At 71.6% G+C, this 25,968-nt stretch carries 15 protein-coding genes; 10 read left to right on the top strand and 5 right to left on the bottom strand.

Annotation, left to right across the window (positions count from 1 at the left end; translation table 11 throughout):
• Positions 1–77 precede the first annotated feature (77 nt).
• Both ABEB28_RS17870 and ABEB28_RS17875 read left to right on the top strand, forming a co-directional pair.
• On the top strand, positions 78–656 hold the full coding sequence (locus ABEB28_RS17870; RefSeq protein ID WP_345729250.1) for a dihydrofolate reductase family protein: 579 nt from the start codon (positions 78–80) through the stop codon (positions 654–656).
• Between the two features lie 173 nt (positions 657–829).
• Positions 830–1,321, top strand: a complete 492-nt coding sequence (locus ABEB28_RS17875) for an SRPBCC family protein (protein ID WP_345729251.1) — start codon at positions 830–832, stop codon at positions 1,319–1,321.
• Between the two features lie 39 nt (positions 1,322–1,360).
• Here the strand turns inward: ABEB28_RS17875 and ABEB28_RS17880 are convergent, their stop codons facing one another.
• Together ABEB28_RS17880 and ABEB28_RS17885 are read right to left on the bottom strand one after the other, a co-directional pair.
• Positions 1,361–2,704, bottom strand: coding sequence for a protein kinase domain-containing protein (locus tag ABEB28_RS17880; protein WP_345729252.1), 1,344 nt, complete (start codon positions 2,702–2,704; stop codon positions 1,361–1,363).
• The gene (locus ABEB28_RS17885) at positions 2,701–6,219 is read right to left on the bottom strand and encodes a WD40 repeat domain-containing serine/threonine protein kinase (RefSeq protein WP_345729253.1); all 3,519 of its coding nucleotides are present in this window, start codon (positions 6,217–6,219) and stop codon (positions 2,701–2,703) included. The genes ABEB28_RS17880 and ABEB28_RS17885 overlap by 4 nt, the downstream gene beginning before the upstream one ends.
• Positions 6,220–6,292: 73 nt before the next feature.
• On the opposite strand from ABEB28_RS17885, the gene ABEB28_RS17890 reads away from it, so the two are divergent.
• Positions 6,293–6,799, top strand: coding sequence for a hypothetical protein (locus ABEB28_RS17890; RefSeq protein ID WP_345729254.1), 507 nt, complete (start codon positions 6,293–6,295; stop codon positions 6,797–6,799).
• 361 nt (positions 6,800–7,160) lie between these two features.
• On the opposite strand, the gene ABEB28_RS17895 is transcribed toward ABEB28_RS17890, so the two are convergent.
• Complete coding sequence (locus tag ABEB28_RS17895; protein ID WP_345729255.1) at positions 7,161–8,060, bottom strand: SMP-30/gluconolactonase/LRE family protein; 900 nt, start codon at positions 8,058–8,060, stop codon at positions 7,161–7,163.
• A gap of 198 nt (positions 8,061–8,258) precedes the next feature.
• Here ABEB28_RS17895 and ABEB28_RS17900 point away from each other — a divergent pair, with 198 nt between their 5' ends.
• The 5 genes from ABEB28_RS17900 to ABEB28_RS17920 are packed head-to-tail and all read left to right on the top strand — an operon-like array spanning position 8,259 to position 21,956.
• A complete protein-coding gene (locus ABEB28_RS17900; RefSeq protein WP_345729256.1) occupies positions 8,259–10,655 on the top strand; it encodes a hypothetical protein in 2,397 nt (798 codons plus the stop codon).
• On the top strand, positions 10,652–13,981 hold the full coding sequence (locus tag ABEB28_RS17905) for a DUF6603 domain-containing protein (protein WP_345729257.1): 3,330 nt from the start codon (positions 10,652–10,654) through the stop codon (positions 13,979–13,981). Before ABEB28_RS17900 ends, ABEB28_RS17905 begins: the two co-directional genes overlap by 4 nt.
• Before the next feature lie 9 nt (positions 13,982–13,990).
• The gene (locus ABEB28_RS17910) at positions 13,991–16,615 is read left to right on the top strand and encodes a hypothetical protein (RefSeq protein WP_345729258.1); all 2,625 of its coding nucleotides are present in this window, start codon (positions 13,991–13,993) and stop codon (positions 16,613–16,615) included.
• Complete coding sequence (locus ABEB28_RS17915; RefSeq protein WP_345729259.1) at positions 16,612–20,418, top strand: hypothetical protein; 3,807 nt, start codon at positions 16,612–16,614, stop codon at positions 20,416–20,418. Before ABEB28_RS17910 ends, ABEB28_RS17915 begins: the two co-directional genes overlap by 4 nt.
• Positions 20,418–21,956 carry a hypothetical protein gene (locus tag ABEB28_RS17920; RefSeq protein WP_345729260.1) on the top strand — a complete coding sequence of 513 codons (1,539 nt, stop codon included), beginning with the start codon at positions 20,418–20,420 and terminating at the stop codon, positions 21,954–21,956. Before ABEB28_RS17915 ends, ABEB28_RS17920 begins: the two co-directional genes overlap by 1 nt.
• Before the next feature lie 85 nt (positions 21,957–22,041).
• On the opposite strand, the gene ABEB28_RS17925 is transcribed toward ABEB28_RS17920, so the two are convergent.
• Positions 22,042–22,500, bottom strand: coding sequence for a winged helix-turn-helix transcriptional regulator (locus ABEB28_RS17925; protein WP_345729261.1), 459 nt, complete (start codon positions 22,498–22,500; stop codon positions 22,042–22,044).
• 88 nt (positions 22,501–22,588) lie between these two features.
• On the opposite strand from ABEB28_RS17925, the gene ABEB28_RS17930 reads away from it, so the two are divergent.
• Positions 22,589–23,257 carry a DUF899 domain-containing protein gene (locus ABEB28_RS17930; protein ID WP_345729262.1) on the top strand — a complete coding sequence of 223 codons (669 nt, stop codon included), beginning with the start codon at positions 22,589–22,591 and terminating at the stop codon, positions 23,255–23,257.
• A gap of 566 nt (positions 23,258–23,823) precedes the next feature.
• On the opposite strand, the gene ABEB28_RS17935 is transcribed toward ABEB28_RS17930, so the two are convergent.
• Positions 23,824–24,486, bottom strand: a complete 663-nt coding sequence (locus ABEB28_RS17935; protein ID WP_345729263.1) for a TetR/AcrR family transcriptional regulator — start codon at positions 24,484–24,486, stop codon at positions 23,824–23,826.
• A 98-nt stretch (positions 24,487–24,584) separates the two neighbouring features.
• On the opposite strand from ABEB28_RS17935, the gene ABEB28_RS17940 reads away from it, so the two are divergent.
• A complete protein-coding gene (locus ABEB28_RS17940) occupies positions 24,585–25,877 on the top strand; it encodes a DUF4386 domain-containing protein (protein ID WP_345729264.1) in 1,293 nt (430 codons plus the stop codon).
• Positions 25,878–25,968 lie beyond the last annotated feature (91 nt).

A 25,968-nucleotide genomic window follows, 5' to 3' on the forward strand; every position in this document is an offset into this window, starting at 1 on the left:
CGGCATCGCCCGAACAGCGAGGTCTGCGATGCCCGGAGCCGCACCCGGCCAGTACTACGAACACTAAGGAACTCGACATGACCGCGATCTACACCTGGGACGTCTTCTCCACCCTCGACGGCTACGGCACCTACACCGAAGGTGCCGACTGGGGCGGCTACTGGAGCAAGCAGGGCCCCGAGCTGCTCGAGCACCGCGCCGCCCTCTTCGACACCGAGCAGCGGATGGTCTTCGGCGCCACGACCTTCCGAGAGACCGCCCAGATCATGTCCTCCGGCATCGATCCCAACACGCTCGACGAGTGGAACGTCCGGACCATGCACACGCCAGCGACGGTGCTCTCCTCCACCTTGCAGGACACCCTCGGCTGGCCGAACGCCACCATCGTCAGCGGTGACGCGGTGGAGATCGTCACGCAGCTCAAGCAGGAGTCGGACGTGCCGCTGCGCTCGCAGGCCAGCTTGAGCCTGAACCGGGCACTGATGGCCGCCGGCCTGGTCGACCGTCTACAGGTCACGATCTTCCCGGTCATCTCCGGACGGACCGGAGCCAGCCCGATCCTCGGAGGCGCGGGCGACTTCGACCTCGAACTACTGGAGAGCCGGACGCTCGACGGCCACACCCAGGAACTCGTCTACCGCCCCACCCCGCGCTGACGCCGCTCTCCACGACGCCAGGCACGTTCTGCCGGGCAGCGGGCCGGTCGCCGCCGCTGCCCGGCTAGTGGCGCCGGGCCGCTCGCGCGGGTGAAGGCACTGTCATGCCGCCCACGCGGGTCGCGGCGCTGCTAGGTTGCGCTGGTGCACTCGAGGGGTTGGAGCGCGCCACGATGAAGTACACCGTCTCGATCGAGATCGCCCTGCCGCGGGAGAGAGTGGCGCAGCTGCTGGCAGATCCAGCACATCTGCCGAAGTGGCTGCGGGGCTTGGTGCTGCACGAGCCGATCAGCGGCGCGCACGGACAGCTCGGCACCACGTCGCGAGTGGTGTTTCAGACGGGCAAGCAGAAGATGGAGTGCATCGAGACGATCACCCGCCGGGAACCGGTGGACCTGCACGGGATTCCACGGGAGACCGTCGTTCGATTCGACCGCGAGATCGTCGGCGAGGGCATGTGGAGCGCCGTGCGCGACCGGCTGACCGAAGCCGGTCCGGAGACGACGCTCTGGCAGAGCGAGAACGAGTACCGGTTCAGCGGTGTGATGATGCGGCTGGTGGGGCTGTTGATGCCCGGCGCCTTTCGCAAGCAGTCGCGGCAGCACCTGCAGGACTTCAAAGCATTCGCCGAGCAGGGACAAGACGTCCGCGACGCAAAGGCCTGATCAGCGGTCTTCCGAGCGTCCAACCTCCGCCAGCGGGGGTCAGCGGAGCGCGGCGCGAAGGGCCTGGCGTAGTGCGGCGGCCGTGGTGATACCCGGCTCGGGATCCTCGCGAAGTGCCTCGTCGATCACGTCCGCCACGGCCGCCGGGATACCGGGGTCGCGGTCGCGGATGGGTACCGCCGCGTCTTGCAGGACGACCAGCCACGGGTCGCGGCCGGGCGGGAAGTCCCGCGGGTAGTCGCCGGTGAGAGCGTGGTACAGACAGGCCGCGAGGGCCCAGACGTCGACGACCGGTCGGGCGTCGCGGAAGTTGATCATCTGTTGGCGAGGCAGGTACACGGGTTTGCCGGCGAAGCTGCCGGTGCGCGTCAGTCCGGAGAGGCCGGCCTGGTCGAACGCTTTGGCGAGGCCGAAGTCGGCGACCTTCGCGACCAGACCGCCACCGGTGCGGGTGAGAAGAATGTTCTGTGGACTGAGGTCGCGGTGCACGACGCCCTCGGCGTGGGCGTGTTCGAGGCCTTCGAGGGCCTGCAGAGCCAGTCCGACGGCGTCCGGGACAGGCAGCGTGCCGCCGGCCCGGGCGAGGAGGCGATCGAGGCTCCCGCCGTCGCAGAATTCGAGCGTGAAGTAGAAGCCGCCCTCGGCGGTACCGGCCTCGTACAGCGCGGCGATGTGGGGATGGCGGAGCCTGCGGGTGATCTCTACCTCGCGGAGGAACCGGCGGCGAGTCTCCTCGTCGGCGGCGACCGCGGGCAGCATCACCTTCAGCGCGATGGGGCTGCCCCCGTCGCGCCGGGCGAGATAGACCGCGCCGTTGCCACCCCGGCCGAGTTCGTCCAGCAGTTCGTAACCGGCGATCGGCGCCAGGTGGCCGTCGCGGTGGGCCAACCGGAGGATGCGTTCGAGGACGACGCGCGGATCCGGGCGGGCACCCGCGTCGTCCGGCGTGGCAGCCACACCGGGTCCGGCGGCGCCGTGCTGGTCGTCCGGTTCGGGGGAGTCCATGCGCAGCGTGGGTTTCGGGCGGATCGTCACCCGGAACACGGTGTCTCCGAGTTGGATCTCGTCACCGTCGGCGAGGTCGTGCTCGGGAAAATCTTCCGCCGCGGCCTCTTCCGGGGTCTGCCCGCTCTTGCGACGACCGATCCGGCGGCCGTTGAGGTAGGTGCCGTTGAGGCTGCCGAAGTCGCGGATCCGGGCGTGTGGTGGGTTGAGGTCGAGCAGGCAGTGGTGGCGGGAGATCGTGCGGTGGTGCTCGTCGTTGGGGATCTGCGGCGAGCAGACCGGCGCTCGCCCGATCAGGCAGGTCGTGCGTTCGTCGAACACGTAGGTGTCGGGCCGCAGCCGGCCACGGACCACCCGCAGGGTGACGCTGGCGGTCATCGCGTCATCGATCCGTTCGCGTCATCGGGATCCAGCTCCCAGTCGAGCTCCCAGCGCCGCAGCGCGTCGTCCGTATCGCCGACCGACACGGCGTACCGGCCGTCGCTACCGAGGTGCACCGAACGGACCCCGCGCCCGTGTCCGGCTAGCGTCTGCAGCCATTGCCCGCTGCGCAGGTCCAGCACCCGCACGAGGCCGTCGGCGCCGCCGACGACGGCGAACCGGCCGTCGGTCCCGATCGACAACGGAATGACCTCGTCGCCGTAGCGGGAGCCCGCACCGACCTGGATCGCATGCTGAAGCCTGCCGTCGGTGTCCCAGATCCGCACCGAGTTGTCGGAGGTCGCGGTGACCAACCGGGCGCCGTCGGGGGTGAGCTGGGCGTCGACCAGGGCGGCCGGAGCGGCCATGCTTCCGCCCATCCACTGCCCGTGCAACTCGGGCTGGGCGCCAACGGTTCGGTGCGCCTCCAGATCCCACCAGAGCAGAGCCGGGTCGTTCCCGCCGGAGAGCAGCGTGCGCCCGTCGGGAGACAGGCAGAGGGCCGCCAGCGACCGTTCGTGACCGCGATAGGCCACCGTCCAGGTCTCGTCGGCGATGCCCCAGCCGCGGACCCAGCCGTCGTCCGCGCCGGCGAAGAATCGGCGTCCGTCCGGGCTGAAACAGACGGTCCTGACCCAGCAGCGATCCGACGAGTCGGGCACGCGCTTCGGGTCGCCGGCCGGCTCGGTGCGCAGGCACTGCTCGGTCGCCAGGTCCCAGTACCGCACCAGGCCGTCCGAGCCCCCGGTCAGCGCGCGCTGCCCGTCCGGGCTCACCGCCAGGCAGTTGACCATCTCGGTGGTCAGTTGCCGGACGTCGGTGCTGTTCTCGAAGTCCCGTACTTGCAGACCGTCCCAGCCGCCGCACACCGCGGTGTGCCCATCGGGCAGGAGCCGCACCTGCTTGATCGAGCCGGCCGAGGTGGGCACGGTGCCGGCTGCCCAGGCCCCGCGCAGGCCGGTGCGGGTCAGGTGACCGGCGAGCCCGTGCCAGGCGGACAGGGCCCGCTCGTCGCGCTCGTGCCCTGGCACCTTCCGCGCCTGGGTGATCAGCGCGTGCGCGCGGCGCAGATCGCGGCGGTTCGTCGCCTCCCGCGCCTGGTCGAGCAGCTGGTCGACGTGGCTTCGCCGGTCGGCGAGCTTCCGCGACGAACCCGGGCGGCACAGCTGGTACGGCGCCGGGGAGGCGTCGAACCGCGGAGCCGGCGCGGCTTCCACGACTCCCCACGCGGTGCCGGTCACGACCGTGCTGCCGTCGCCGCTGAGCGCCACCGCGCCCACGTGACCGTGCGGAGTGTGGTCCGTGCGCAGGCACCGGAACGACGTGAGGTCCCACCAGCGCAGTACGTCGTCGCGGTGGCCACTGACGCCGACCGTGCCGTCCGGCGTCATGGCGAGGGCGGACACCGCGGCGGCCACCTGTTGGGTGCGGAGCGGCGTGCTCCCCGCCGACGCGGCGCCGGACGCCGGTTCACCCGACGACCACCACGACAGGCGCCCGTCCCCGACGCCGGTGGCAAGGACGCGAGCGGCGTCCGCCGGGATCACCGCCGGAACGCGGGCCTGCGTCAGGTCGAGAACACGACGACCGGTCGGGAGATGCCACAGCGCCACGCCGCCGTGCTGGAGCCCGGCCAGGAGCGTCTGGCCGTCGGCCGAGAACTGCAAGGAGGTCACCTCGTCGCGATCCGGGAGGCCCGCGTGCCCGGACCTCCGGAACGCTTCCGACCACTGCTCCGGCAGCCGGACGACCACCTCCCGCACGGAACGCTGCGGTGCGGACGTCTCCCACCAGTAGAGGGTGCCGTCGCGGCCCGCGCTGGCGGCCAAACGCCCGTCGGACGACAGGCACGCGGCCGTGACCCTCTGCGGGTGGACCCGGTGGTCGACCAGGCGGTCGGCTGAAAGGTCCCAGGTGAAGAGGTTGCCGTCCTGATCGCCGCTCAACGCCAGCGCACCGTCGCCGCTCAAGCTCACCGCGTCCACGCCCGAGCGGTGGACGTCCCGGCCATCGGAGAGCACCCGAACGCGATGCCCCACGGTGTCGCAGAGCACCAGCAACCCGAACACGGCCCCGACGAGCACCAGCCGTCCGTCGTGGGTCACGCTCAGCGCGCGCACCTCCGCCCCCAGATCGTCCGAGAGATTCAGCGTGACCGTGAACGGCGTCCGGCCGGCCGCGCGGTCGAGGGCGGTCGTGGTGGCGGAGGCCAGGGCGACCAGCGTCGGCGCGTCGGGATCGGCGTCCAACGCGGGCTGCAGGGCCTTCTCGGCCGCCGCGGGATCGCTCCGTTCGAGGTGGACGTGCGCGAGCAACGCCGGAACCCTGGCGCCGGTGGACGGGCTGGCGGCGGCCCGGCCCAGCCGGTTGAGCAGTTCGTCGTCGCCGAGCGTCCCCGCCCGCCAGCCCAGGAGTCCCTGGTTGTAGGTGGCCTCCGGGTGTTGCGGGTCGATTCGCAATGCGTGTGCGAGTGCCTCGTCCGCCTGATCGGGTCGGTCGAGGTCGAGTAAGGACAGCGCGCGGTTGTTCAGGTCGTCGGCGCGCAACTGCGCCGGGCTCGGGCTCCGGCGGGGATACTCGCTCCCCGTCTCCTGCTCGTACGCGCTCACGAGTCCCGCCGCGACCTCGGTCAGCGACGACTGGCGGTCCGCCGGGTCGGTGCGCAGGCACGGCTCGAGCAGATCAGCCACCGAGGCAGGCATCACAGGCAGGCCAGGCCTCGGTGCGCCGCGCTGCCGGTAGTCCGCCAGCGCCGCACCGGCAACCGGGCCGACGGCCCAGGACACACCGCCGGTGAACATCTCCAGCACGGTGGCGGCGAAACTCCAGACGTCCGAGCGTTGATCCAGCGGCTGGCCGCCGGCCTGCTCGGGCGAGGCGTAGGCGGGGGTCATGCCTGCCGAGGTGACCAGCGGCGAGCGTGCGCGCGCTGAGTCCGACGCGGACTCCGCGGTGCCCAGCTGACGCGCCCGCGCGAGCCCGAAGTCGGTGACCCGGGCCGTGCCCTCCTCGTCGAGCAGCACGTTGCCGGGTTTGACGTCCTGGTGCACCACGCCCTGGTCGTGTGTGTACGCCAGGCCCCAGGCCACCTGGATCGCGAGGTCGAGGATCCGGCCGAGCGCCTGCTGCGGCGTGCCGCGGTAGAGCAACTCGCCGGCGATCCAGTCGCGGAGGCTCCCACCGGCGACGTACTCGGCGAAGACCCGAGGGACCCCGTCGATCGTGCGCACGTAGTGACAGGTGCACACGTGCGGGTGGACGCCGAGGTCCACCCAGATGTTCGCCTCCTGGACGAACCGGTCCCGATCGGCGTCGCTGCGGAACAGCTGCGGCCGGGGAGTCTTGACCGCCAGGTCGACGCCCCACGCCAGGTGTCCGACCCGGTACACCAGGCCCATACCGCCCTCGCCGTGTATTGCGAGCACCCGATACAGGCCCTGCACGACGTCACCGACTCGCCAGTCCCCCGTCACGAAAGCGAGGCTAGCGGCGCGATCCACATTCGCGTTCGCGGTTCTCTTTGTTCCCCGACGCTACCCTCCTCGCATGCCGCCCTCACCAGCAGCTTCTGACGGTACGAGCCTGGTCACCGAGGCAGTACTGAGCATCGATCCGGACTTATTGCGCCACTCTTTCCTCCTCGCTGGCCAGCCGGGGTATTACTACGTGCGTATCTTCCGGAAGAGCGCCGAGGCTCAGCCCGTGATCGTGCTGGCCGATACCGGAAACATCCCGGAGGCGTCGGTCGTCAACCAAATCGACGTCGTTGCCTGGGTTACCGCTCGCACGCTGCTCGACCAGCCTGACACGACGATGGAGCAGCTCGGCTCGGTCGGGCGCTGGATCACGATCAGCCCGCCGATCGGGTCGATCGGCGCAGTCACCAACGAGGTGCTGTTCGACGGTGGGCGACCTCGGCCGCGTTACCTGTCGTCGCATGCCGAGATCGAGGACGTGGTCGGGGACACGGTTCGTCCGCTCGCTCCGGGAGACTTCGCGGTGGAGAGCCTGGATGCGCGGGGCGTGCGCGTCGCCCGCGTCGGTCGTGCGTGAAGACGTACCCCGGCTACAGCCCCGGTAGGTCTTCACGCAAGGTCAGGGTGGCGGCCACGAGTGATGACGGTGGCAGGACCTCGTGGATGCACCCGGTACCGGTAGAGGCCGCACTGGAACTGTCGGAGGCTTTCCCTATGGTGGCGCCGTGCGGTCAGTGACGGGGCACCCAGCACTGGAATGCGGCAGCCTCCCTGGTTCTGTCCGGGGGCGGGCGGCGCGCGCAGACGCGCCGGCCTAACCGACGACCAGGCTTCGTTGAGGGCCAGAGGGAACGTCCGCCAGCGCTGACCGCACTCCTTCCGTAAGGCGGCGCGAGCCGCAGCCGCACCTCGGTGGCTGCGACCGCGCCGCCGGGACGCTACGGACGACCGCTGTGCGGGACGTCGACACCGACGGCGAGGAGCACCGCCTCCCGGGTGGGGGCACGGAGGTGTTCGTAGAAGTCCGGGGCCGCGCACATCAGCAGCGTCCGTCCGTCGTCGCCGCCGAGCGCGCAGGCATAAACGCCGAGTCCGTCCGGAGCGCGGATCTCGTCGACCACCGCGCCGCCGGGCGCGACCCGAACCACTCGGCCGCCCACCGCGTCCGCGGCCCAGATGTGACCCTCCGCGTCGAGCGAGCACCCGTCCGGGGCCACGGCCAGCTGCGGGATGACCTCCTCGGTCGTCGTTCCGGTCGGGATCGCGCCGAACTCCGCCCAGATGCGCCGGTTGGTGAGCGACCCGTCGGGTGAGATGTCGAACGCGGTGTACCGATTGCCGAGCGTCTCGCCGACGATGAGTGTCGTGCCGTCTGGCGTGATCACCGAGCCGTTGGGGAAGTGCAGGCCGTCGGCGACGATCGTGACCGTCCCGTCCGGGTCGACCCGCTTGAGGCTCGTCGTCGCGGGCGCGGCGCCGGCCATGATGTCGAACCCGAAATCACCGACGTAGATGCGCCCGACGGCGTCGATCACGAGGTCGTTGAGGTGACCGCCGCAGTGTTCGGTCAGGTCGGCCAGCGGCGTGAGGCCGTCGCCGGCGAACCGGAGGAGCCGGTGGTCCTTCATCGAGCTGATCACGAGCGCACCGTCCGGCAGCCAACCGAGGCCGGAGGGCTGCTGCTCGACCTCGACGATGACCGTCTCCCGGCCGTCCGGGGTGATCGTGCTGACCGTGTGCCGATAGAAGTCCGAGACCCACCAGTTGCCGTCCCGCCACCGGGGTCCCTCGAAGTACGCGCCGCCGCTGAAGAACGTCCGAACGTCTCTGTTCGCCATGAAGCGCAACCTAGCCGATGGGTTGTTTTCGACCGGTGTCTGCTGAGGTCGCTTGACCCGGGATAGGGCCGGAGGTCGAAAAGAGTTCATTGACGCGGCGCACGTCGCCGGCCCTGTGCAAGCATGAAGTAGATGCTCCATACGCGCTGAACGCCTGAATGACCGCGGCAAGCGACGGCAAAGGGGCCGACCGTGGCGGTGACGGCCATACGCTGGGCCGACGAGCAGCAGTACGACGTGCACCTACTGCGCGGCACCACCCGGCTGCTCGCCGAGAGCCTGATCCTGGAACGCGACGACGGGCCTCCGGTTAGCGCCCAGAACCTTCCGGCCGGCCTCAACGTCTCGGTGAGCTTCGCGGCCCGTACGGTCCTCGACCGGCCGCGACACGGGGTCACGATCCGCGCGGCCGACGGCTTCCTCGACGCGGACACCAATCCCCCTTCGGGTGCGCTGGTGCGCAATTTCATGGTCGTCGCGGGAGTGATCGATCAAGTCTCCGGCAAGACATTCGAGCAGCGGATCCGGGTTCACCTCCACACCTCCGTCGCGCGCATGTGGTTGACGCCAGCGACACTCGCGATCCGCAGCGGCGCGGACGGCTCTCGGTTCACCGTCCTCGCACGGTTCGATGACGGGACCATCGGGGACGTCACGAACTGGCCGAATTTGATCTGGACCGTCACCGAGCCCGGCGCCGGCACGCCGAGCCAGGCCGTACGGTTCGCCCCGGACGTCGGCCTTCAGACGCTCGCAGTGGGCCGGGAGGCACAGGTCTCCGTCGCGTTCCCCGGCCCGCCACGCCGCACCGCGACCGCCACGGTGCGCACCGAACCGGCATGGTCGACGCCGACGCAGGTCACACCGCTCGCGCGCCGCCCGGGCGGCGACTGGCGGCAGCGCCCGAATGTCCTGTTCCTGTCCGAGGGCTTCGAGGCCGACGAGGCGCAGGAGTTCCTCCGGGTGGTGCGGGCCGTCGTCAAGAACTTGCGGACCTGGCCCTCCGCCCGGCCGTACAACCTGGTGGGGGACTTCCTCAACGTCTGGACCTGCTTCCGGCCCTCCCGGGAGGCCGGGGTGAGCTTCCTCTCGGAGTGTTACACCACGCCACGCCGGAACCGGACGACGGGCGCGCGACTGGTCACCCGCCCCGCCCTGCCATTGACCGCCACGTCCGAATGGTCCGTGGCGAACCTCGTGGACGCCGTGGGGCTACCCGTCCCGGTCGACGACGGCCCGGGAACGAACACGACGCTTCAGCAAAAACTCCGCGACTGGGAGCGCCTGTACCCGGGCCGGGTTCCCGCGGACGCGGTCACCCCCGAGGTGTACGCCGACTGGCGGGCGCAGGCCGGGCGCATCCTGGTCAACGAACGCGACACCGCCTTCGGCTTCGGGTACGGCGAGCGGCCCACGTTCCAGGACCCCGACACCGAGCCGTTCCACCGTCGACGCCTGCGCGAAGCGCCCTTCCTCGACTTCCTCGGCTCACTGCGGTTTGGCACCGAGCCGATCGGACCCACGTGGACGACCGGCAAGGACCGTCGGCTCGTGTGCCTCGTTCTCCGCAGCCGGTTCATCAGCGGCAACGCGTTCGGCCATCACTTCTCGATGGCGCTCGGCAGCAAGCAGGAGCTACTGGTGCGCGACGCCGCGAGCGGCGACGGCACGGACCTCGTCGTTCCCGCGGTTCCCCGCACCGTGCCGCTGACCGCGGTCGGAAGTGCGGCCCATGAGTTCTCGCACTGCGTGAACCTCGCCGACGAGTACGGGCGGGCGCCCGGCCCGCCTACGGTGACCGAGGCCGCCGAAGTTCGCCGCCATGGCAACGTGCAGCTCGCGAGCGACCTCGGGTCGACCGGGAACATCGATGCCGACCGGATCATATGGACCTGGCACCGGATCGCGCGCTGCGGCGTGCTCGCCACCGCACCCGTTCCGCGCGGCGACAACGAGTACACGCTGCGGCTGCGGCCGGGCGACGCGTTCCCGTTCCAAGTCGACGACCTCGTTCGGCTGCGAGGACGCCCGCTGACACAGCGACCCGACCCGTCGTTCGCGCTCCGCGTGACGGCCAGGACCGGTGACGAACTGTCGGCGGAGCAGATCGAGGGGTTGCCGACCGCGCTGGATCCCGCACTGTTCCCGGCCGGGGCCGATCCGCAGCTCGACAGCATCGTGTACGCGCCGGTCCGCGCAGCCGACGGCACCACCGAGTTGACGCTCGTGGCACCCGCGATCCAGCGACACCTGCGGACGACCCGGCGTCCGCTCTATGCCAATCCGGTGGCCGGCTGCGGGTTCGACGCATCGGTGGTGCAGAAGCCGACGAGCTTGCCGAGCGGTCTGGATCCCCGCCGACCCCGCTTCCGGGAGCTGCTCGTCGGCCTCAGCGAGGGCGGCGCCGAGTTCAACTGTGGGGTGTACCACCCGACCGGGGCGTGTCTCATGCGCGACACCAGGTCGCTCGTCGAGAAGCTCCCTCACCTCGCCGGCTTCTGCCCGGTGTGCCGTTACCTGCTCGTCGATGTGCTCGACCCGACCCGGCACGGTGAGGTCGACGCGTACTACGCACCGGACTACCCCCGGCCATGAGCACTCTCGCGACGATCGCTCGCCACCTCGCGCAGGCGGTGGCCCCGCTACGCCGGGCTACGACGGATCTGGCGAGTTTCCAGGCGTTCATGCTGCGCCTCGGCTGGACGGTGGACTCGCGGCCTTCCGGCTTCGCCGCACTGGCCACGCGGGTCGAACGCGTGCTGGACAGCGCGGCGACGCTCGCCGACTCCGACGATCCGGAGCGCGTGCTCGACGTGCTGGCCGGAGTCCAGGAGCTCTACGACGCGATCGGCGAACTCACCGAGGCGCCCGCGGGCGTCGAACCGGCCGAGTTCCTCGCCGAGATCGGGGAGAGCCTGTTCGAACTCCTGCTCGTCGAGTACCTCGCCGTGGCCCTCCCCGCCCTCCACGACGGGCTGCGGCTGCTCGGGGCGATCGAGCACGAGGATCATCCGGAAACCGCGGGCCGGCCGGGTTTCGTCCGGACCCGGCTCCGTTACGACCTGCTCGCCCGGGCCCTCGACGACCCCGGCTCGGTTCCCGGGCGGCTTTACGGCTGGGGCACCGACGACGTCGACACCGACCTGCTCGCCGAGCACCTGCTGGGGTTGTCCTCGGCGCTCCGGCTGCCGGTGGTCCTCGAGCCGGTGGGGCCGGAGCAGGCGCGCGGCTATCAACCCGCTCCCGACGATGCGACGGGGGAGCCGGGCTTCTCCCTGCTGATCCCGCTGCTGGAACTGCGGGTCGACGACGTCCCCGTCAACGTATCGCTCGTACTGCTGGAGTTGCCGGCCGAAGGCTCGGCACCCGCGGGCGTGATCCTGCAACCGGCTGTGCCAGGGTCCGTCGAGGGGGAGGTGCGGGTCGACGACCGGACCACGTTCCGGGTACGCGCCGGGTCAGACGTCGAGAACACGTTCGGCATCCTCGTGCGCGGGAGCGAGGTCGCGGTGCGGTACCCGTTCCAACCCGGAACCGCCCTGCCGGCCGCCGGCTTCGGCGTCGCCGTCGAGTATCGCGCCGACGCGCCCAGCGTGCTCCTGGGCCGACCCGGCGGCACCCGCCTCGAGGCGCAGGGCGCCACCGGGACGTTCGAGGTGGACCGCGTCGGCGACGCGCTCGAGCTTCGGCTGGGCCTGGCCGTGGACCGGCTCGTGTTCACCCTCTCCGCCGGTGACCTCGACGGCTTTCTCGGCGACCTGCTGGGCAGCGCGGAGGGCCGTATCCCGATCCCCCTGGCGCTGCAGTGGTCGAGCCGCACCGGGGTGGGCTTCGTCGCCGGTGCGGGTCTCGAACGCGCGATCGCCGCCGGATATCGGCTCGGTGCGTTCACCGTCCTCGCCGGACGGGTTCGGGTGGCCGGCACCGCGGGCCCGGGGGCGGTACCGAAAGCGTTCGTTGAGGTGGGGCTGTCGGTCAGCGCCGCTGTGGGGCCGGTCCGACTCGAGGTCCGCGACCTCGGCCTGAGGCTGGAGCTGTCGTTCGCTGCGGGCAACGCCGGCCCGCTCGACGTCGGGCTCGGTGTGCGTGCGCCGGACGCGATCGGCCTAGCGCTCGAGGCCGGACCGGTCACCGGCGGCGGCGTCGTGGGCTTCGACGAGAGCACCGGGCGGTACACAGGCGCGCTGGCACTGCAGCTGACGCGGATCAGCGTCCGGGCGATCGGACTGCTCGACACCCGGCTGCCGGGCGGTCAGCGGGGCTTCTCGCTGCTGGTCCTGCTGTCCGCCCGGTTCTCCCCGGGCATCCAGGTCGGGTTCGGCGTGACGCTGACCGGCGTCGGCGGCCTGGTCGGCGTCAACCGCCGCATCGACGTGGACGCCCTGTACGAGCGGTACGCCAGCGGCACGGCCGCCCGCATCCTGGCCGCCGAGGACCCGGTGCGCGACCTGCCCGCCGCGGTGACCGAGCTGTCCGCGATCTTCCCGCCTGCCCCGGGCGTGTTCGTGGTGGGGCCGACGCTGAGACTGCAGTGGGCGAAGATCGTCACGCTCGATGTGGGGGTGTTCCTGGAGTTCCCCGGTCCCACCCGGGTCGTGGTGCTCGGCACCGCGCGGGCCGACGTCACCAATCCCCTCGCGGCCGGTCCCCTGCTGCGGCTGCGAGCCGACTTCGTCGGTGTGCTCGACATGGTCAAAAGCACGCTGGCGTTCGACGCGGTGCTGGTCGACTCGCGCCTCCTGGAGAGCTTCCCGGTCACCGGCGGGCTGCTGGTCCGCGCGAGTTGGGGCGACGAGCCCTACGCGGTGTTCAGCGTCGGGGGGTTCCACCCGGACTTCGCGCCCGGGCCGCTGAAGGTGCCGAAGACGCTCACCCGGCTGGCGATGTCGTCCGGCTCTCCCGGCGACCGGCTGTACCTCCGATTCGAGGGCTACTTCGCGCTCACACCGAACACCGTCCAGTTCGGCGCATCGGTCGAGGTGGCGGCGAAGCTAGGGCCCATCCGGGTCCGGGGCGTCCTCGCGTTCAACGCGCTGATCCGGTTCGAGCCGTTCTTCTTCCAGATCACGTTCGAGGCCGGCATGCGCGCGGAGTGGCGCGGTCGCACGCTGCTCGGCCTGAAGGTGCGCGGCACGCTCTCCGGCCCTGGCCCGGTGCGATTCACCGGCAAGGCCTGCATCGAGGTGTTGTTCTTCGACATCTGCGCGAGCGCGAGTTTCACGCTGGGCAGTGAGGCGCCGCCCGCGGTCGGGCCGGCGCCGAACGTGCTGGACGTGGTCGCGGACGAGTTGCGGAACCCGGCCAACCTGCGCGCAGCGGCGGAAGACCGGACGGTGGTCCTGCGCCGGATGCCCAGCTCGGTGTTCCCGCCGACCGGCCTGATCTGGGAGCAGACCAGGGCACCCCTCGGCCTGCTGCTGGATCGGTTCGAGGGCACTCCGCTGGGCCGCGCGGAGATCGTCGAGGTGATCGGCGACGCGGCATCCGGCGAGGAGCGGGACTGGTTCGCGCCGGGTGGCTTCGCGGAGCTGAGCGACGCCGAAGCACTCAACCGCCGCTCGTTCGAGCGGCTGCCGTCCGGCGTCCGGTTCGGCACCCAGAACGATGTGGTCTCCGCCGGCGTCCGGCACGACGTGACGACGCGCGAGTTCATCCTGCCCGCCCCGACGCCGCAGCCGCCCTCGGCGCGGACGCCGAGAGCCGCCCCGCCGTGGCTGATCGAGGCCGCCCAGGTCCGGGAGGGCCGCTCGGACGGTCGCCGATCGCAGCCCGTCCACCGTGTGGAACCGGAGCGATGGCAGGTACTCGACCAGGACGGCGGAGTGCTGACCGAGGTCGGCGAGGCACAAGCACATCAGATCGCTCGTGCGCGCGGCTTCGTCGCGGTGGCCGCCGGCGACGTCGTCGACATCGGCCTGTGAGGGGGACGCATGCCCATCGAGCTCACCTTCTTCGGTTGGCAGCGGCCGGCGATCTACGACCTCGTCGACGGCGTCGAGGGCGCGCGCGCCCGGGTGCGACTGGCTACCCAAGCGCGCAGCCTCGCTCCAGACGGCGAAGTCAACCGCACCACCACGGCCAGGCTCACCGTGCGGACCGCCGGGCCCGGCGACGTCCGGGCGCTTGCGCCGGACGCGATCACCGGCCGGTACCCGACGCCGGGTGCCCCGGATGCGGAAACCCCCCTCTGCCCGCACGTGGAGTTCGCCGATCCGACCCTGCCCTGGCGGTACACCCCGGCAGGCAACCCGAGAGCGGACGACCTGAGCCTGCGGCCGTGGCTGGCGCTGGTGGTCGGCACCGACGACGAGGTCGAGCTCGCCGGCGAGACGGCGACGATCGGTGCGGCGGCGCTCCGCGAGCACCCGTTGCGGCAGTCGCCCACCTGGGCGCACGTCCAGGAGCTCGACGGCCATCGGCTGGCCCGGCTGCTGTGCCGCCGTCTCCTGCAACCGCGGGTGACCTACCACGCGCTGCTGGTGCCCACGTTCGTCGTCGGTGGCGACGGCGAGCTCGCCAACGCCTGGGCGGCCTCTCCGCCGGGTCCGGTGACACTGCCGGTCTACGCCCGGTGGCGATTCCGGACGGGGCCCGGCGGTGACTTCCGGACGCTGGCCGATGCGCTGGAACCCGGTGCGGCGGATGCGTCGACCGGCCTGACCACCGTGCGTTATCCGCGGCTGCCGGACCAGCCGGTGCTGAGCGTCGGCGGGGCCCTCACCGCGGTCGATCCGCCGGCCGACGTCCCACCGCAGGCGATCCGCGACGACGTGGACCTCCTCCGCGGGCGACCCACCGACGGAATCGGCCGGCGCATCCTCGGGCTGCCGACGTACGGCGGGGCCTGGAAGGACCAGCCGGACGAGACGGCGTGGGGCGGCCCGCTCAACACCGACCCACGCCATCGCGGGATCGCCGGTCTCGGCTCGGAGTTGGGTGTCGTGCTCCAGGAGGAACTGGCCGAGCGGGTCGCTCAGCAGGCCGGCGCCCAGGACGCCGCGGAGGAACGGATCCGCCATCTGACGCTCGGGCTCGCCGCGTCCGAAGCGCTCTGGCGCCGCCGCCTGCCGACCGACCCCGCGCGCCGTGTCTGGCTGTTCGGACCGGCGCTGCGGCGGGTGGTGACCGCCGCCGGACCGGTGGCCGATCGGGCGACCGCCGATGACCGGCCGCTGCCGCGCGGCTGGTTCTCCCCGGCAGCGCGGCGGACCCTGCGGCGCGGACCGGCGCGCGTCGCCCTCGCGCACCCGGCCGCGGCGGATCCGGCACCGCTGAACCAGGTCGCGAACCGCCCGCCGACGCGGCCATCGTTCGCCGACCCGGGCCTCCCGTCGTTCGGTCGCCTCGGCGCCGCCGAGTTCGACCGCGAGCGCGCCGAGGCCGCCGAGAGCCAACGCGTGGACGCCGGCGCCGTGGCCCACGCGTTCGGCAGCCTCGACATGAGCCGCTTCCGCAGTCACACCGACGATCTCCTCGAGGTCCGGGACAGCCTGCAGCTGCGACGGTCGCGCCGGGAACTCCCCTGGGTGCGGCTCACGCTCCTGCTGACCGCGCTCGCCGACGGCGAGGACGATCCCGGCTTCGACGCGGCGACCGTGGGGGACCTGCTGCCGGGTCTCGCCGCGGACCTCGACGAGCAGAACGACGACGCGGACGTGCTGCCCGCGTTGCTGCGCGAGCTGGGTGACGACGAAGACCCGCCACCGCTCTTCCGGCCCGTGGACCTCGGCGGGCTCGGCACCGAGCTGGCGGCCGCGTTCGACCCGACCGGCATCGCCGCCCCGGCACGACGCCGGGTGCTGTCCACGCTCACCGGTCTGGATCCAGCCCGGCCGCTCGAACCGCCGGAGCAGTGCCCCCGCCTGGACCTCCCGGTCTGGCGTCGCCTGGCCGATCGGGCTCCGGACTGGCTGCTGCCGGGCATCGGTCAGCTCGGCGAGGACGTCGTCCTCGCGCTCGGCACCAATCCCGCCTTCGTCGACGCGTTCCTGATCGGCCTGAACACCCGCCTGCTGGAGGAACTGCGCTGGCGCAACCTGCGGATCGCCACCGGCTGCACCCCGATCCGCGCGTTCTGGCTCCGCACCGACGAGTCCACCGGTGACCGCCTCGACGACATCGCCGGCATCGCCGACTGGGCCGACGACAGCTCGCTCGGCCACATCCTGCCCCGCCCACCCGGCGCAACCGAGAGCGACCTCGTGCTGGTCTTCCGCACGCGACTCTTCCAGCGCTACCCGCACACGCTGCTGTACCTCGTCTCCGACAGCTCGGGCTTCACCGAACCGCCGGACGACGACGCACCGCGAACGCTCCCGACCTTCCAGGGACGCATCGGCGAGGACGTCACGTTCTTCGGCTTCGTCGGGGTGCGTCCGCAGGCGGTGACCGGCTTGTGGATCGCGCTGGAGGAACCGCCGTCCGGGTTCCGGTTCCGCAACGACCAGCCCGCGACCGGCGTCGACGACGGCGCACAGTTCGCCCACGTCGCGTTCGACGACCCCACTCGGGTGCTGATCCGCGGCGACCACCTCGTACCCGGAGCATCGTCGTGACCACCACCGCCGTGCTGCTACCGCTGCGCCTGGAAACCCGGTTTCTCGGTACCACGCTGCGCGTGCTGGTCGTGCCCGATGAGCCCTGGTTCGACCGGCACGATCCGATCCCGACCGCGGCCGAACTGGACGACCTGGAGCGGTTCTACGCCGCGGCCGGGGGCGACCTCGACCAGCCGCCAGCGCAGGCCCCGTGGCGACTGTTCGCCGGCCGTCACGGACCGGGCCGAGCCGCCTGGCTGGTCCGCACGTTCCCGCGGGCGCCCGGCGGTGCCCGCGGCCTTCTCGACCGACCGTCGGAGCTGCGGGAGGAGTTCTGGTTCACCGCGCTCCCCGACTTCCCCTCCGAACTCCAGGTCTGGATCGCCCGCGGGGACTCCGAACCGGCGCTCGCCGCGACCCTGCCGATCGACGCCGCCCGGCTCCGGCTCGACCCGCCGGATCCCAACCCACCCGCGCCCGAGCCGTCCGAGCCGGACGGTCCCGAAACCGAGGTGGACCCGGAGCAGCGGTGGTGGGAGTCGTGGGACGAGGCGAAGCGGGCCGGACTCGGCGTCGAGATCGACCTGGGTGAGCGCAGCGACGACATCGAGGCGCTGTACGTGGTGGGACTGGCCGACACGACCGCGGCGGCGTTGTTCGCCCGGCACCGCGACGCCGGTCAGCTCGGCCTGCTGGCGCCGGGCACGCCGACCAACTCGGTCGACGGCGTGCCCACCGCCGACCTCGGCCGCGACCCGCTGCCCTGGCTGCGGTTGCTGCGACGGTCGGCCGACGAGACCGAGCGAATCGCTGGTTTCGCGCTCACCGGCGACCGCGAGCTGCTCGGCGCGCTGCCTGGCGACAACCGGCCCTACCAGTTCTGGGCCCGGCAGGTGCTGACCGCGCTGTGGCCGGCGTTGGCCGGACACACTCTCACCCACGTGCTGGACGTGCTGAACTCCGCGCAGACCCCACGCTGGGTTGCCGACAACGTCGACCCGATCGGACCGTTTCCGGCGCTGCGGGTCGGGAGCCAGCCCTACGGGCTGCTGCCCGCGACTTCCCTGCGCGACTGGGTACCCGCCGGCGACGACCCGCCGTTCGAGGCGGTGCTGGGCCGGCGGCTGAGTACCCTGCGGGCACGGTGGGCGGCGGCGGCCGTGCGAGGCGGGCGCGGTGCGGTAGACGGTGCCGACACCGATCAGCTACTCAGCCTCCTCGGCCAGCCCCCGGCGTCGTCGGCGTACGCGCTTCGACCGATGCACGCGATGGAGCTGTGGCTGCTCGGTCTGCTGGCCACCGGGCACGGACAGATCCCCGGGCCGACGGACCGGGCGATGGGCTGGCGGCGGCTGGTAGAGGCATGGCACGACCGGTATCCGCTCGCCGCGGAGTTCGCGCTGCGTCCACGGCGGTACTACGGCGCCAGGGGCTGGGCGCACCGGACGCGACTCCCGCTGGTCACGCCCCGCGGTCTGCCCGGCGGCGTCGGCGTCGCGACTGTGCTGCGGCGCCTGGTCGACCTCGCCAGGCAAGCGCCGACGACGTTTGCCACCACCGCGGCGGTCGAGGCGTCCGTCGCCGCACCGCTCGGCAGCCTGCTGCTTCGGCTGGCCGTCCGCTCCCTGCAGGTCGCCCTCGGCGACCTCGGCCGGCAGAAGCTCGACATCCCGCCGGAGAAGCACCAGGCCGCGGCGGTGCCCGCCGAGACCCCTCAACTGCTCTCGGACTGGATCCGGGCAGTCGCCCCGGAGGACCTCGACGCCGACACCGACGCCGCCCGCGACCTGCGCCGTCTCACCGAAGCCCTGATCCGCCTCAGCGGCGACGCGCTGGGGCACCTGGAGCAGCTGGTCCCGGCTGCCGTCGACTGCACCAGCCACCGCATCGACCCGTGGGTGGTCGGGCTGGCCCGGGCCCGCTTACGGCGACTTCCCGAGCAGCCCCCGCTGCTGGGTGCCTACGGCTGGGTGGACGGACCACGTCCGGGGCAGCCCGGGCCCACGGCGGGCGGGCTGCTGCACGCTCCCTCGTACCCGCAGGCGCTTACCGCTGCGCTCATCCGCGACCGGATGATCAACGACCCCGAGCCCGACCGGTGGCACCTGGACATCACCTCCGCCCGCGCACGACGGGCCGCGCGGCTCGCCGATGAGGTCCGCGGCGGGGCGCACCCCGCCGAGGCGCTCGGCCGGGAGGCCGAACGAGTGGTGGACGATCCGCTGCGGATCCGGGCACTGCGTCAGCGGTATCCACTGCGCGGTGAGCACGCGGGCCGCCGTACCTGCGACGGTCTGCGAGTGCTCGCCGATCTCGACGACCTCGAATTCCCTGACCCCGTACGACACGAGCTGCTTCTGTTGCGCGAGTCCGTCGACGTCTACGCCGATCTGCTCGTCGCCGAGGCCGTTCAGCACGTGGTCGACGGTCGCACCGGTCAGGCCGGAGCGGCACTGGACGCCGCCGCCGGACTGGCCCGGCCCCCGACGTTCGACGTGCTGCGCACCCGGCGGGAAGGACGCCCCGCCGAGTCCACGTGCCTGATCGCCATACCCGACGCACCGTTCCTGGCGCTGCCCGACGATCCGGCCACCGTCCACCCGGCTCTGCTGGCCGATCCGGCCACCGCCGCGTTCCTCGCCGCCCGCACCGGCACGGCCCGCCAGTGGCGGTGGCGACTCGACGTCGCGGGCACAGCGCGGGAGATCACGCTCGCCGATCTCGACCTGGAACCCGCGGACGCCTTGGCGCTGCCGCTGGGTGTGCTGGAACGACTGGTCCGGCAGGCCGTACCCGATCCCGGCGCCACGATCATCGACCGGGACGGCAGCGTCCGGTACGAGCATGCCGCCCGACTGGCCGCACTCCTCGGCCGCTCACCCGCCACCGCGGCGGACGCCGCCGAGGGCTCCCCCCGGCCGGACCCGGACGGGACTGCCGCAGCCGACTTGCGGAGCCGCCTGGCCGACTTGCGCACCGCCGCGCAGGTACTCGCCGAACGGCTGCGTACCGACGCCGGCGCCCTGCCGCTCGCCGCTCGGTGGGGCATCGCTCCCGAGCCCGATTCCGGCGCGGCGGACGCCCTCGCCGATCGGCGGGATCGCGCTCGTGAGCACTTCCTCGACCGGCTCGCCGCGGCCCCCGACGACACCGCCTCCGCGAGCCTCGACCACCTCGCGCTGGCCGCCGCACTCGCCGCACTCACCTCATCGACCGGGCAGATCGCGGTGCTGGGCCGGCTGCGCCGGGACGCGTTCGCTCCGCTGCAACGCAGCGAGTCCGGCGCCACCGGGCTGGACGCGACATGGCTGCCGTTCGTTGCGCCGGTGCGGCCGCCGCTCGCGCGGCTCGAAGCGTTCCAACTCGGGGCCGGCGTCGTAGCCGGACTCGGACCGCCGCTGACCGGCTGGACCAACCGGCCGACCGATCCGTGGCAGACCGATCCCGAGGACATGCGGCGCCTGGTGGCCGCGTACACCCCGCACGACCTGGACCCGACCGCGGGGCCACCGGGCCGGACGATGGCCGCCGGCCTGCTCGACCGATTCTCCGAGACGATCCCCGACGCCGAGCACACGACCACGGCCGCGTTCGGATTCGACGCGCCGGGCGCCCGCGCGCCGCAAGCCATTCTGCTCGCGGTTCCGCCGGATCCCGACCGTGATCTCGATCCGGCGACCCTCATCCGGATCGTCGCCGAGACCCGCGAGCTGACGCGGGCGCGCATGGCCACGCCGGACGACCTCGACGACGTCACTGGCCTGGTGCCGCTCCCGCTGCTCCCTGCGAGCGGCGACACCGCCGTCCGACTGGAGCGATAATGGCCTACCGCTACGACTCGGTCCTCCGGCTGGAGCCGGCCCACCCGTACTCCGACCTGACGCGGGGGCTGCGCGCCGAGATCGCCGACCCCGTGTGGTTCCTCGGTCGGCAGTGGCAGCTGGGCGAGCACCGCGGCGAGGACGCCGCCTCACCGGTCCGCGTCGAATACCGGGCCGAACGATCGCCGATCCGGCCGTTCGACGCCGACCCGCGCCTCGATCCGCGATCGGTTCCGACCGAGGCCATAGTCGAGTCCGAACCGGACGAGTTCTGGACCGTCGGGCGCCGCGTCACGGTGGGGCGCGGCGTCGAGCGTGCCGCCGCCGACGCCGGGCGGCCGCTCCCCGACGACGACGCGCTGCGCCTCGCCGACCTCGCACCCCCGTACGACCTGCTCAACGGCGCCTTCGACGGCCGGGTTCTGTTCCGGGACCGCGCCCAACTCGAGCTGCCCGAGGCGTGGTTCCCCGAAAGCCCGCCCCGACCGGCGCCACGGGATTTGTGGAACTCCGCCGAACTCGCCTACGACGCCGATTTCACCGCCGGGCCAGCCACGCTCGCCCTGCGTCGGCACGACGGCGGCACCGTCGATTGGTGGTCCGTCGACGCCACGGCGCCCGTGCCCGATCCCGCGCGTCCCCCAGACGTCACGTCCGTCGTCGCCACCCGGATCCAGTACCCCGGCGCGCCCAACCCGCGCTGGTGGCAGATCGAGGAGTCCGCGGCCGACCTCGGCGCCTACGACACTGACCGCAGCCACTTCGGCACGCTCCTGCTAGTCGAACTGATTAGCTCCCACTCCGACGACTGGTACACCTTCCCGATCGTCGCACCGGTGGGCAGCGTCCTGACGCTGCACGAGGTCACCGTGATCGACTCGACCGGCGAACCGTGGGTCGTCCGGCCTCCCGACGACGGCTGGACGATGTTCACCGTCACCGGTCTGGATCCCCGCTCGCTCGTGGTGTGGTCCACGGTGACCACGGCGCTGACCGGTTCCGTCCTCGACCAAGTCGACCTCGGCGTCGACGAGGACGCCAACCTGGTGTGGGCGGTCGAACGCCGGGTCGGTGGGCGTGACCTCCTCACTCCGCAGGGCGCCGAGGGAACCGGCGGCACAGACGCCGCCGGCACCGGCGCCGATGCGACCGCGGCGCACCATTACACCTACGTCCCCGGTGCCGACGTCCCTGCGCACTGGCATCCGTACCTAGTCGACGAGGAGCGTCCGACCTCCCGGCTCCTCGTCCAGGCGCGTCTGGCCGACTTGGCCGGCGTCGCCGACCGCCCCGGCCGACGCCCGCCGCCCATGCCCGCACCGATCACCACGCTGCTCCGGCCGACGCCAGGCGGCGGGGAGCGGATCCACAGCCTCCAGCCCTCCGCCGTCCCGGTCGACGGGCTGCAGATCGAGCGGCGCTACCAACTCGGCCGCAGAGTCGACGGAGAACCCGTGCTGTGGCTGCAGCGCAGGCGCCTACCACTGGCTGCACCACCGACCATGCGCCTCCGTTTCGACGCCCTCGAGGAGGAGTGACGCGTGCGAAGCCCACGCCCAGGCCGGGGTTGTTGCCCCCGCCCGGCTCCGCGTTGATCAAGCACCGCCGCCCGCCTCGCCGCCCTCAGACCTGTTGAGCGCCAGGACCGGGGAGCACGTCGACGTCGGTGGCTCGCATCGTCTCGCCGCAGTGCGAGCAGCACAGCTCCACCTGGCCGATCTCGCCGCAGGCGTGATGCCGGTAGAGGACGGGTGGCCCCGCGTCCCCGGCGGTCCAGCGGTCTCCCCAGCGCACCATCACCAGTAACAGGTCACACAGCTCTTGCCCCTTCACGGTCAGCACGTACTCCTGCCGGACCGGCCGGTCGGAGTACTGGCGTCGTTCCAATACGCCTTGTTCCACCAACCACGCGAGGCGCTGCGCGAGCACCTTGCGGGAGATACCGAGGTCGCCCTGCAACTGATCGAACCGATTGATGCCGACATAGACGTCGCGCAGGATCAGCGGCGACCACGGTTCCCCGATGACGTCGAGCGTTCGGGCGATCGAGCAGGCCATCTCGGCAAACTGCGTGCGCTGCATGGACGGAGCATAACTCAGTCGGTTCCCTAAGGAGACTGACACCTGCTACGGTAACGGAGCGAGATTCCTCAGAGAGTGGAGGCTGCGCATGAATCGCCCGCCCGTCGTGTCCCTAGCGGAGTGGCAGGAAGCACGAGACTCCCTCCTCACGAAGGAGAAAGAGCTCACCCACGCGCTCGACCGACTCGCCGCCGAACGACGCCGACTGCCGATGACCCGGCTGGACAAGCCGTACCGCTTCACCGCACCGGACGGCGCCGAGGTCGGCCTCGTGGACCTCTTCGACGGCTGCCGCCAGCTCGTCATCTACCACTTCATGCTCGAGCCTGGTGAGCAGCACCTCTGCGAAGGCTGCAGCACCTTCACCGACAACCTCGCGGAACACACGGCCTCGCATCTCCGTGCACGCGACACGAGGCTGATCCTCATGTCCCGCGCCGCGCAGGACCAAATCCGCTCGGTTCAGCAGCGGATGACGTGGACAGTGCCCTGGTACTCCAGCTACGGCAGCGACTTCAACGACGACATCGGGCTCGACGGCGGCTTCGGCCTCAGCGTCTTGCTCCGCGACGGCGACGAAGTATTTCGGACCTACTTCACCCGCGGCCGAGGCGTCGACCGGCTACGACTGGACTTCAACCTGCTCGACCTCACCCCCTACGGTCGGCAGGAAGCCTGGGAGGACTCACCGGCAGGCTGGCCGCAGACCCCGACCATGCAGTGGCTGCGTCTCCACGACGAGTACCAGCGGTCATAGCGGTTCCGTACCCGCCGAGCACCAGCGCGACCGCGAGCGCCACGTGCCCCCAGTCGGTCGGGTTTGGCACGAGCATCCTCTCGCCGGAGTCGTTCCGCCAGCGGTAGTGCTCGGTAGTGATGTACGTGAACTCATCGCCGGGCTCGAAGTTCTGGCCTCGGTCCGCGACTATGGCCCCGCCGTCGTCAGTCTGTGCGGAGCAGCCGTACTCAGTGCCGATGAAGTCGCATTTCCCAATTGTGCCGTGCCGGTGCGGCTCGGTAAGCCAGTCGCCGATCCACGGCGAGGTGAACGCACCCCACCAGACTCCGACCGCGATCAGCACAACCGACATGACGATCTTGGTCCGGATCTTCACGGGGTGCAGCTTGGCATCGTCAGTGACACCCAGCGCGTCGTTCTGCTGACGGGCCAGCTCTGCCGGCGTACCCCAGCGGTCGGGTCTTCCCAATCGGGGCTGGATTCAGCTGCGGTTATTTGTCCACCGAGGACTGCGCAGTGCGGTGGCTCACAATCCACGTTCACCCGGTCGGCTCAGGCAGAGGACAGCCGGGCCGCGGAACGGTTCACGACGGACGCGGAGCGCCGCTGTGCACCGCCAGCCCGTCGAGGATCAGATCGAGGCCGACCTCGAACTGCCCGCCGAAGTCGTAGCCGGGCTGCTGGACGTGCTGCGTGGCGAACTCGACCAGATGCGGGTACTCCCCCGCCGCGAAGGCTTCCATGATCGAATCCGCGACCGCACCGGCGGACCCTGCGCGGTCGAACGGCAGCGACGCCTCCTGCAGCACGAAGCCGTAGACGTACGCGTCGACGATTGCGTACGCGTGGGCCGTCATCTCCAGGGAGAACCCCCCGGCTCGCAGCACGCCGAGCATGGCGTCGTGATGGCGCAGCGTGGCCGGGCCCGGACTGGTCCGGCTCTCCACCAGGGCCAGCGCCCAGGCGTGCCGCGCGAGGACCTTCCGGGCTGACAGCGACCGGCGGCGCACCTCCGCGCGCCAGTCGCCGCCCACCTGCGGCAGTTCGATCTCGGCGAACACCCCGTCGACGAGGGCGTCGAGCAACTCGTCCTTGTTGCGGATGTAGTAGTAGAGCGACATCGGCTTGGCGTTCAGTTCGGCGGCGAGCGACCGGATCGTCAGCGCCGCCAGGCCGTGCGCATCGGCGATGCCGACGGCGGCCTGCAGCACTCGCTCGCGACTCAGCTGCCGCCCTTGTTCGCCCACCGTTCGGTTCCCATCTCCTCGACGCTGCGTTGACCCGCCACCGCATTATGCCTATCGTACTTAGTACCCCTTACTTAGTACGAACGCCGGGAGGCATGATGTCCCTCCGCACGCGCGGGCGATTTGCCGGCGCCTTGTTCTTGTCGGCGTTCGTCGCCTACGGCCTCGGCAGCGCTCTGGCCGGGCAGCTCGTCGGGTCGGCGCTGGTGGTGCTCAACTCCGCGATGGTGACCGCGATCGGCGTCCTGGCCTTCGGGGCGTTGAGCCGAGCGCATCCGGCGATCGCCTGGACGTACCTAGTCGCGCGCGGCGCGGAAGCGTTCTTGCTCACCGCCGGCATGGTGCTGCTGGACTCGGTCGGTGACGGTGCTGCCGATATCGCCTATCAGGCGGCCATGCTGTCGTTGTCGCTGGGCAGCCTGCCGTTCTGTCTGGCCCTCAAGCGGCAGCGCTGGGTACCGAACTGGCTGGCGATCTGGGGCTTCGCCGGATACGCGCTGTTCGCGACGGGCGCGGTGGCCGAGCTGATGGGAGTCTCGGTCGGGCTGGTGCTCGCGATCCCGGGAGGCCTGTTCGAGTTCGCCTTCGGTCTGCTGTTGCTCGCTCGCGGCTTCGCGCCGTCTGGCGCTGTTCCGCCGGGCACCGTTCCCGACGAGGCGTCGAGCTCGGCGGCCGCCGGCCCCGGCGACGCCCGGGCACAGCGCGCGGCACTGGCCGCCGGGGCAGGCCTCCTACTCATGGTGGTACTCGCCGGGCTCGCCAACTTCGGCGTCGTGGATCGGCTGGTCTCCACTGACGCCACCGAGACGACGACCCGGCTGCTGTCGAACCAACGGGCGTTCGTCCTCGCCGTCGTGGCCCTGCTCGCGGTCGCTTGCCTCGACGTCTTGGTCGCCTGGGCGCTGCGGGCGTTCTTCGACGACACCCACCGCGCCGTCGCACAGCTGTCGGCCTGGTGTCGCACCGTGTACGCGGTCGTCTTCGCGGTGGCGATCACCCACCTGATCGCCGCCGCCGGTCTCCTGCGCGACGCTGCGGCGACCGACCAGCTCAGCTCCAGGGTGTACGCACGGGTCACGGAATTCGAGGAGATCTGGAGCCTGGGCCTGACCGTGTTCGGCGTCCACCTGCTGATAATCGGGTGGCTGGCATGGCGGTCCCGCACCGTGCCGACCTGGTTGGCGGTACTCGTCGCGATCGCCGGGGCGGGCTACCTCGCCGACTCGATCGGCGCGCTGTACTCGGCCCCATATCCAGTGCAGGTCGCCGCGGTGACGTTCGTCGGTGAGGTGATCCTGATGGTGTGGCTGCTCGTTGTCGCCGCGCGCTCGCGCGGCCACCGCCGGTCCAACCCGGACACGGTGCGGCCCCGCGAGAAGCAGCCCGCTTGAGAGCGGCCGACGCCGTGCTCGGCCGTGGCCAGCACCGCCAGGTCGCCACCGAGCTGATCACCGGCCACGGACGGATCACCGCGTGGCTCGT

The sequence above is a fragment of the Cryptosporangium minutisporangium genome (assembly GCF_039536245.1).
Taxonomy (GTDB): Bacteria; Actinomycetota; Actinomycetes; order Mycobacteriales; family Cryptosporangiaceae; genus Cryptosporangium; species Cryptosporangium minutisporangium.